The sequence below is a fragment of the Pelatocladus sp. BLCC-F211 genome, assembly GCF_041928655.1.
GTDB lineage: Bacteria > Cyanobacteriota > Cyanobacteriia > Cyanobacteriales > Nostocaceae > Pelatocladus.
The window spans coordinates 1-9,528 of the sequence record NZ_JBHFLM010000082.1; the positions used below are offsets into that span (position 1 = coordinate 1).

5 protein-coding genes, 1 tRNA gene and 1 pseudogene are annotated in these 9,528 nt (G+C 41.2%); 2 read left to right on the forward strand and 5 right to left on the reverse strand.

The genetic code is table 11. The features are described from left to right. Positions 1 to 72 precede the first annotated feature (72 nt). Positions 73 to 897, forward strand: coding sequence for an IS5 family transposase (locus ACE1AT_RS10225; protein ID WP_374867877.1), 825 nt, complete (start codon positions 73 to 75; stop codon positions 895 to 897). 204 nt (positions 898 to 1,101) lie between these two features. Here the strand turns inward: ACE1AT_RS10225 and ACE1AT_RS10230 are convergent. Together ACE1AT_RS10230 and ACE1AT_RS10235 are read right to left on the reverse strand one after the other, a co-directional pair. Next, positions 1,102 to 1,470, reverse strand: a pseudogene (locus tag ACE1AT_RS10230) (hypothetical protein); the annotation flags it as partial. Positions 1,471 to 1,820: 350 nt separating this feature from the next. Continuing rightward, positions 1,821 to 1,893: transfer RNA gene (locus tag ACE1AT_RS10235), tRNA-Glu, on the reverse strand. Positions 1,894 to 2,255: 362 nt separating this feature from the next. On the opposite strand from ACE1AT_RS10235, the gene ACE1AT_RS10240 reads away from it, so the two are divergent. After that, positions 2,256 to 4,184, forward strand: a complete 1,929-nt coding sequence (locus ACE1AT_RS10240; RefSeq protein WP_374867879.1) for a cation:proton antiporter — start codon at positions 2,256 to 2,258, stop codon at positions 4,182 to 4,184. Here ACE1AT_RS10240 and ACE1AT_RS10245 read toward each other — a convergent pair. The 3 genes from ACE1AT_RS10245 to ACE1AT_RS10255 all read right to left on the reverse strand — a co-directional run. Further along, positions 4,151 to 4,816, reverse strand: coding sequence for a cytochrome b N-terminal domain-containing protein (locus ACE1AT_RS10245; RefSeq protein WP_374867881.1), 666 nt, complete (start codon positions 4,814 to 4,816; stop codon positions 4,151 to 4,153). The two genes, ACE1AT_RS10240 and ACE1AT_RS10245, sit on opposite strands and share 34 nt — an antisense overlap. A 731-nt stretch (positions 4,817 to 5,547) precedes the next feature. Next, positions 5,548 to 9,210 (reverse strand): pyruvate:ferredoxin (flavodoxin) oxidoreductase, encoded by a 3,663-nt coding sequence (nifJ, locus tag ACE1AT_RS10250; protein ID WP_374867883.1) that lies wholly within the window; start codon positions 9,208 to 9,210, stop codon positions 5,548 to 5,550. A gap of 134 nt (positions 9,211 to 9,344) precedes the next feature. Continuing rightward, positions 9,345 to 9,528 (reverse strand): hypothetical protein (locus ACE1AT_RS10255; RefSeq protein WP_374867885.1); only part of this gene is annotated, 184 nt, incomplete at its 5' end.

The window sequence follows — 9,528 nt, forward strand, 5'->3', positions numbered from 1 at the left end:
TAGAACTCTTGCAAAAGTGTTTTGTGGTATAATTAAAAGTTTGATAATTTGCGATTAGGAATTTGATCAGCAGTGAAGATAGAGAAAGCCAAACAGCTTACTTCAAGAAAATTTAAGCGCATGACCGGAGTAAGCCGTAGAACTTTTGAGTTAATGGTTGAGTTAGTCAAAGCTTCGGAGCAAAATAAAAAGAAATCCGGTCGCCGTCCTAAATTAATTATTGAAGACCAGGTTTTAATGGTTATTCAATACTGGAGAGAATACCGTACTTATTACCATATTGGATTAGACTGGGGGCTTTCGGAATCTGCGGTTTGTCGGATAGTTTATAAAATTGAAAATATTTTAATTAAGTCAAGAAAGTTTAGTCTGCCTGGTAAAAAAGAATTATGTCTAATGTCATCCGAGGAAGATTTAGTTGTAATGGATGTGATGGAAAGCCCAATTGAAAGACCGCAGAGAGGGCAAAAAAGATTTTTTAGCGGTAAACAAGGAGAGCATACTTTAAAAACACAGGTAGTTATTCATCAAAAAACTAGTCAAATCATCTGCTTAGGGCATGGTAAGGGGAGAATTCATGATTTTAGGCTATTTAAAACCAGTGGAGTAAGATTTGGAGAATTACTCAAAGTCATAGCGGATAAAGGGTATCAAGGAATTAATAAAATTCATCAATTGAGTGAAACACCAATTAAAAAAACAAAGGGTGGAAGGTTGATGAAAGAACAAAAGAAATATAATCGAGAGATCAATCGATTAAGAATCACTATTGAACACGTTAATCGTCGTCTAAAAATCTTCAATATTTTGGATTATAGATATCGAAATCGTCACCGACGTTTTGGCTTAAGGTCGAATTTAATTGCGGGAATTTATAATCACGAATTAGCCATATAAATCGATTAAAAAATCAAATTTATCAAATAATTTCAGTAATTAATCAATAACTGAAACAACGTTTGCTGCCATTTTTTTTAGTTAGCGATCGCCTGATAATACTTGAGCGAAAAAATTTATAAACTCTTACTATTTGAATTGCCAAAAACTGAAATTAAAATAACCCTTGATTATACCACAAAATATTTATGCAAGAGTTCTCTTAAAAGCGGCGACTTCCCGCCTGATGTCAAGTTCCAAAGTTTTGATTTCATCACCTAATGCACAAGCATCGACAAAAGCTTCGACTTCAGACAGAAGAATTGAAGGGTTATTGTGGTCGAATGCTTTGCGAAAAGCTTGTTTGATCTCTTGTTCTCGGAAAAGTTCAAGGACTGGCTGAGGCTTGCCAACACCATACTCTACCAAGGCGTAGGCGTAAACACCGCTAAAATCAGCGGGAGGATGCTCAGGGTCAAGTTTAAATTGTTTTAATAATTTAATTACTATTTCACTGCGCTGAATCTTATCTTTGATCAAAGAAGTCGGATTTACGATGCCAGTAATTGCGCTGATTAAAGAGTTCAGGTCAATAGATATCACAGGCGCGTTTTGTATAAAAGGTAAATGCAGAGTTTGCTTATCCTTATATTAGCGCCTGGAAATTTTCGATGAAATTAGCTTTTGTGTCCAAAGAATTGTCATTAGTAACAATGACACAAACTTTCAGGCTGCAAAAACTTATCTAACGACTATTTCTACTGCGTTCAATCGCATTTTTTACGAACATTTGTACTAAAACTGGTCTGGAATAAGTATGGAGTAAATACGAAAGCAAAATTTCTAGAGTTATTAATTCCCAAATTTATCAGTTAACAGCCAAAAGACAAGTTCCGCAAGGCTTTGAATTAGCTTTACGGATCTGGCTTCGGTATCAAAAACGATACCCCCAGGGGAATTCGAATCCCCGTTACCTCCGTGAAAGGGAGGTGTCCTAGGCCTCTAGACGATGGGGGCGCGGTTCACACTTTTATAAATTTAGCGGCTTTTACTTTTAATGTCAACAGGTCAAACGAATAATTTGATAGCAAAATTTTAAATAGCAGCAGGTTAAACTTAGTGGAAGCAAAAGTGATTCATCGCCAATGGTTAAAAAATGCACTTTAGGAGGTAAACATGACACTCAAAAGCTGATAAATCAAGCATTAGCACCCTCTCTTTTTAACCAATCCGAACAAATTGCTGTATTATAGGCAACTAAGTAGAAAAGATTTTTCTACTTCATCAAAAAAAATTAAGTTGTGATGTTGCACCTAGTCAGTTAAATCTTTACAATTCTTTACAAGAGATTTTGAAAAACATAGCTCAAAATCTACAACATGGAAGCATCTTTTGAAATCACCTTGCAGATGGTTATAGCCGTCGTTGCGGGTATCAGCGCTCAGGTAATAGCTGCGTACCTCCGAGTACCCAGTATTGTATTTTTATTACTGTTTGGTATTCTGCTTGGCTCTGACGGCTTTGGGCTATTGCATCCCCATTTGTTAGGCACTGGGTTAGAAGTTATTGTCGCTCTGGGAACGGCAATAATTTTGTTTGAAGGCGGACTTAACCTAGAATTGCGAGAATTAAACAAAGTTTCTACAAGTTTGCAATTACTTGTAACTTTGGGAACTTTAATCACGTTACTTGGTGGGACGATGGCGGCTCACTGGCTGGGTGAATTTCCTTGGCCGATCGCTTTTCTGTTCGCCTCTTTAGTAGTTGTCACAGGGCCGACGGTAATCAGTCCTCTACTTAAGCAAATTAATGTGGAACGACCAGTAGCCACATTGCTAGAGGGTGAAGGAGTTTTAATTGACCCTGTTGGAGCCATTCTAGCCGTAGTAGTGCTGAACACGATCTTAAATGATAATGCCGATGCCTTTGGGGCGATCAGCAGCTTGCTCATGCGACTAGGTATTGGTGGCATAATTGGTGCCGTAGGTGGGTGGCTGATGGCGTTAATTTGCAAATATGCCAATTTTCTTTCCTTTGAGGTCAAAAACCTAGTAGTCTTGGCTGGTTCCTGGGGCTTATTTGTACTAGCACAAATGCTCCGCAGTGAATCAGGATTGATGGCGACTGTAGTGGCTGGTGTGGTGTTTGGAACCGCTTCGGTGCCAGAAGAACGGCTTCTGCGACACTTCAAAGGTCAGTTGACAATTTTCTGCGTTTCAGTCTTATTCATCTTACTGGCTGCTGATTTATCTATTGACAGTTTGTTTGCACTAGGTTGGGGTAGCTTATTTACTGTTTTGGCGTTGATGTTTGTTGTCCGTCCAATCAATATTTTGTGTTGTACCTGGAACAGCGACTTAAACTGGCAACAAAAACTATTTCTGAGCTGGGTTGCACCTAGAGGGATTGTTTCTGCTTCTGTAGCTTCTTTGTTTGCGATTTTACTGACTAAACACGGTATTAACGGTGGTGATTCTATTAAAGCCCTTGTTTTCTTGACAATTATCATGACAGTTTTCTGTCAGGGGCTAACTGCTGGCTGGATTGCTCGGTGGTTGGAAATTACGTCCAAAGAAGCGACAGGGGCGGTAATTGTTGGTTGCAATCCTTTGAGTATTTTTATTGGTCGGCTGCTACAAGAGAGAGGAGAAACTGTTGTCATGATTGACACTGATCCTGAAGCAAGTCAACAAGCCCAGGCCGAAAACCTACGAGTATTAACTAGTAGTGCTTTAGATGCCAATGTTTTAGAAGAAGCAGGATTGGCTTCGATGGGGACTTTTTTGGCAATGACCAAAAATGGTGAGGTGAATTTTGTGTTAGCCCAACGAGCCGCAGAAGAGTTTAACCCACCCCGCGTCTTGGCAATTTTTCCCCGCGATCCCCAAGCTAATAATGGTAAAAATAATACTAAAGTGAACCAGGCTTTTATAGCAGACTTTCAAATTAAAACCTGGAATCAATATCTCAAAGATGAGCAAGTCAAGCTAGGGATGACGACACTTAAAGAACCTGGTTTTTCATTGCAAAAGGTTCAGTTGCAAGCATTAATCCGGACTGGGGAGTTAGTACCACTATTTTTAGAACGGGATGAGAAATTGCAAATCATGCCTGCGGGTGAAGCTTGGCAAAGTGGCGATCGCATTATCTACCTCTTGCATGATCCCAGACCGAATCTTTTGAAACGTCTATCGGGTGGTAGAGATGCAAATCGCCTCTCTTTAGAAAAACTACCGGAAGTTGAGGAAATTCCGATCACTAAATTATCTCAATCTCAACTTTCTGCTAGTGATGCTCCCGCACCTTGAATATTACTCGATGCTAATTTATCACCTTCAGAGTTGCCAAGTTGAGCTTTCATTTGTTTTTCTTGCCACAATACGCTCAATAAATGCACCACAGAAATGATAATGGCAGCTATGGAAAGAATATAACTGTGGATGGTGTAGAGTCTTTGGATCGTGAGCGTACTAATTGCGCCACCACCAGTTAGGATTTCGCGTAGCTGCGAACCAATCAAAGGAATTGCTTCAACGGTTCCCAATTCAATGCTAAAACGCCAGAATCCTTCTTGATCCCAGCTTAAAATCATTGCTGTCCAACTTAAGCCAATTACAGTTAGGGTGAAGAAGATTCCACTAATCCAGGCTGATAACCAACTCTTGCGAAACTGTCTACCTAAAAATAACACTACAATTTGCACGAGTGCGATCGCAATTACTCCATTACCTGCAATATTGTGGGCTTTGCGGAATAACCAACCATATTGCACCTGATCTGTTATTAGTTTTAACGACTGATAAGCCCTACCTGCTGCTGGTTCGTAGTAAATAGACAACAAAATGCCAGTAGAAGCTGCAACCAAAGATAGGGTAAGAATGACGACAGATAATACTGTAGCTATCCGCCGCAGAACCCTATTAAACTCGGTGCTTTCCATCACTCACCGCTCCTTTTGTTAACTAGGAATGTACTTTTATTACAATTTTAACTAAGAAATATTAAGAAAAAATAATTTGTCATTAACAATCAAAGCCTGAAGTCATCCCAATACTGCAAGGGATAGGATTTTTCGTCATAATTTTGGGGTTGTACCAGACGCGATATATCGCGTCTCTGGTGGATTTAAATGTCAATTGATTTGTCTTATCCGAGCAGTATTGGAAGTAATCCCGTTTCACTATAAGTCAATACGGTTCAGTTAAGGATAATAGTAGGTTGGGTTGAGGCTTTGCGAAACCCAACAGTGCTTGAAAATTAGGACTTACGCAAAAAACCTCTCAAACTCTCATTCCTCTGTGTACTCTGCGTCTCTGTGGTTTGTTTTCCTGTGACCCGTGCGTAAGTCCTGTGAAAGTTTTATCATAAACGTAATTTCATCAATCACATGATGAGCGAATGTCTCATGAAGTGCGATCGCTCTCATATCAAGTTCGGATAATTAGTTATACTTCCCACAATCATTGCACCCCACCCCCAACCCCTCCCCGCAAGCGGGGAGGGGAGGTTTTAGCGTTAGGTAAAACCGGGGTGGGGTTCTTTGGGAATTATAAGTAATCAAGCGAACCTGATATCAATACCAAAAACAAAAGAACCCCGACTTCTGCAACAAGTCAGGGTGTTCTGGTTATCTCAAACTGATAACCACAGATGAATTATTTAATCCATAACTTATTGTGCTGCTAAATACTCATACAATTGCCAACGGGCGTCTACTTCTGCTTGCGCTTGTTGTAGTAGACTTTGAGCAAGTTCGGGTTTACTCTTCACAAGCATTTTGAAGCGATTTTCTTGATACATTGACTGTTCTAGTGATTGTTTAGGCGATCGCATATCCAATTGCAAAGGATTTTTACCCTGTTCTCGCAACTCTGGGTTATAGCGATACAACAACCAACGACCTGATTCTACCAAAGCTTTTTGATTATTCATAGCTGTGGTCATATTAATGCCGTGGGCGATGCAATGACTGTAAGCAATAATCAGTGATGGGCCGTTGTAAGCTTCGGCTTCTAAAAATGCTTTTAGTGTTTGATCATCTTTAGCGCCTAATGCTACACTCGCTACGTAGACATTACCGTAACTCATCGCCATTAATCCTAAATCTTTCTTGGCAGCAGGCTTACCACTAGAGGCAAATTTGGCGATCGCAGCCCGTGGAGTTGCTTTGGAAGATTGTCCGCCGGTGTTGGAATATACTTCTGTATCCATGACTAAGATATTAACATTCCGACCACTGGCAAGCACATGATCCAATCCGCCAAAGTCAATATCATAAGCCCAACCATCACCACCAACAATCCAGACACTCTTTTTAACAAGATAATCAGCTAACAATTTGAGATTTTGGATTTTGGATTTTAGAGACGTACCATGTAGAGACGTACCATGAAGAGACGTACCATGGTACGTCTCTACATTATCTAATTGCTGTTTAAGCAATTCTACCCTTTGTCTTTGCTCGTGAATATCTGCTTCTGTTTTCTGCGGAGCATTAAGAATAGATTGAACTAAATCCTCAGAAATTAACCCAATCCCCAATCCCTGATCCCCAATCCCCAATTCTCGCAATAATTCCGCCGCATACTCAGCATGTTTATCCAAAGATAAGCGAAAACCAAAACCAAACTCGGCGTTATCTTCAAATAAACTATTAGACCATGCTGGCCCTCTACCTTGAGAGTTTTTAGTCCAAGGAGTTGTTGGGAGATTACCACCATAAATCGAAGAACAACCAGTGGCGTTGGCAATCATCGCGCGATCGCCAAATAATTGTGATAGTAGTTTTAAATAAGGCGTTTCGCCACAACCCGCACAAGCACCGGAAAATTCAAACAATGGTTCTTGCAGTTGTTGTTGGCGAATTTGGTTTACTTTGAGTTGGCGTCGGTCAGGATTGGGTAAATTTAAGAAGAAATTCCAGTTTTCCCGTTCTTGCTCCCGTAAAGGTAGCTGGGGTTTGAGATTAATTGCTTTAGTTTCTGGCTGCAATTTATTTTTTGCAGGGCAAATTTCAACGCAGATACCGCATCCTGTACAATCTTCCGGTGCTATTTGAATCGTAAATTTCTGTCCAGCAAAGTCTTTATCTTTGGCATTGATAGACTTGAATGTTACTGGAGCATTTGTTAATTCGCTCTCTGCGTAAATCTTACTGCGAATTGCCGCATGGGGACAAACCATCACACATTTACTGCATTGTACGCAAACATCCGCTTCCCAAACCGGAATTTCTAGCGCTACATTGCGTTTTTCCCATTGAGAAGTACCCGTGGGGAAAGTTCCATCCGCAGGTAAAGCACTTACAGGTAAATCATCCCCTTCCCACCTCATAATTTTGCCTAAGACTTCTCGCACAAACTCAGACGCACTGTCAAGATTTTGGATGTTGGATGTTGGATTTTGGATTTCTATTTGTTGTGGAACATCGACTTTGTGCAGGTTTTCCAAAGTCTGATCCACTGCTTGTAGATTCATACGGATGACTTCTGCACCTTTTTTACCGTATGTCTTTTCAATAGCTTGCTTGATTTTGGCGATCGCTTCTGCTTGGGGTAAAACTCCTGCTAAGGCAAAGAAGCATACTTGCATGATAGTGTTAATGCGTCCACCCATGCCACTATTACGGGCGACTTGAGTAGCATCGATAACGTAAAATTTTAGTTGTTTGCTAATAATTTGCTGCTGTACTTTTTCTGGTAGATTTTCCCAGACAGTATCAGCATCATAAGGACTATTGAGTAAAAAAGTTGCCCCAGATACAGCATCTTTCAGTACATCTACCCGATCCAAGAATACCCACTGATGGCAACCGATGAAATTCGCTTTACCAATCAGATAAGTAGAGCGAATTGGCTTCGGCCCAAAACGTAGGTGAGAAACTGTCATCGAACCAGATTTTTTGGAATCGTAGACAAAATAACCTTGGGCGTAGTTATCGGTTTCTTCACCAATAATTTTGATTGAATTTTTATTTGCACCCACCGTCCCATCAGAACCCAAACCATAAAACATGGCTCTGACAACATGGTCTGGTTCAGTTGAGAAATTGGGATCAAAATTCAGAGAAGTATGATTAACGTCGTCATTAATACCAACAGTAAAGTGATTTCGCGGTTGTGGTTGGGCAAGATTCTCAAAAATCGCCCGTACCATCGCCGGGGTAAACTCTTTAGAAGAAAGACCATAGCGACCACCAACTATTGATTTTAGATTTTGGAGCCACTGCGTTGCGGGGGTTCCCCCCGTTGTAGCACGTGGCGTGATTTTGGATTTTAGATTGGTTTCATAAATAGCCGTGACAACATCAAGATACAACGGTTCGCCGGCTGAACCTGGTTCTTTGCTACGATCTAAAACTGCGATCGCTCTTGTGGTTTTTGGTAAAGCCTGAACAAATCTTTCAACATCAAAAGGGCGATATAATCTGACTTTGACAACACCGACTTTTTCACCACGGGCGTTGAGATAATCTACGGTTTCATGGACTGTTTCACAACCAGAACCCATCAAAACTATCACGCGATCGGCATCGCTGGCACCATAATATTCGTAAATTTGATAATGTCGTCCTGTGCGTTCCCCAAACTTGTCCATGACTTGCTGGACTATTTCTGCACAAACATTGTAGTAGGGGTTAGCGCGTTCGCGGGCTTGAAAATAAACATCGGGGTTTTGGGCTGTTCCCCGTAATACCGGTTGATCTGGAGTTAAAGCACGGGTACGATGGGCGAGAATTAATTCTTCATCAATGAGCGATCGTAAATCATCATCTTCGAGTAACTGGACTTTCTGAATTTCATGGGAAGTCCGAAAACCATCAAAAAAGTGCATAAACGGTACTCGCGCCGCCAGAGTCGCAGCTTGACCAATCAGCGCAAAATCATGGGCTTCCTGCACAGAAGCAGAACACAGCAACGCAAACCCAGTACCACGAGCTGCCATGACATCACTATGGTCGCCAAAAATCGATAAAGCGTGGGTAGCTAGAGAACGAGCAGCAACATGAATAACCGCACTAGTTAATTCTCCAGCAATTTTATATAAATTAGGGATCATCAACAATAATCCCTGGGATGAGGTGAATGTGGTAGTTAAAGAACCTGTTTGTAGCGCCCCATGTACAGCCGCAGCCGCTCCACCTTCACTCTGCATCTCGATTACACTGGGAATAGTATCCCACAAATTACGACGGTTTGACGCCGACCAAGCATCAGCCCATTCACCCATCGCTGAAGAGGGGGTGATAGGATAAATGGCTATGACTTCACTTAAACGGTAAGCAACACGGGCTACAGCCTCATTCCCATCAATGGTTGCAAAGGTTGTGTGCATTATTTCCTCCTGCAAGCTACCCCCAAAAGTCACGGTAGTTAGTAGTTAGTAGTTAGTAGTTAGTGGTTAAACGGGTTTTGATAAATATTTATCGAAGTAAATCTTTAAGTAGTCCAGTAGGGTGCGTTAGGCGCTCACATAATTTTTTCGTGAAAAACTAGATCAAAATAAGCGGCTAACACGTAAAGTTTCCGGGAGCTTGGTAGCCCCTCGGCTTTAGCCAGGGGCGGAAAAGCGACATTGCGGCTTGAGCCGCAGTCTCTAATTTGATAGAATTGAGCAATCCCAGTAGGAATAATCATCGGCGTGTTGAAGCCT

What these genes read in the sequence shown, in the direction of transcription:
- ACE1AT_RS10240 (WP_374867879.1), top strand. Translation starts at nt 2,256, where the DNA reads ATGGAAGCATCTTTTGAAATCACCTTGCAGATGGTTATAGCCGTCGTT.
- ACE1AT_RS10245 (WP_374867881.1), bottom strand. Translation starts at nt 4,816, where the DNA reads ATGGAAAGCACCGAGTTTAATAGGGTTCTGCGGCGGATAGCTACAGTA.
- nifJ (WP_374867883.1), bottom strand. Translation starts at nt 9,210, where the DNA reads ATGCACACAACCTTTGCAACCATTGATGGGAATGAGGCTGTAGCCCGT.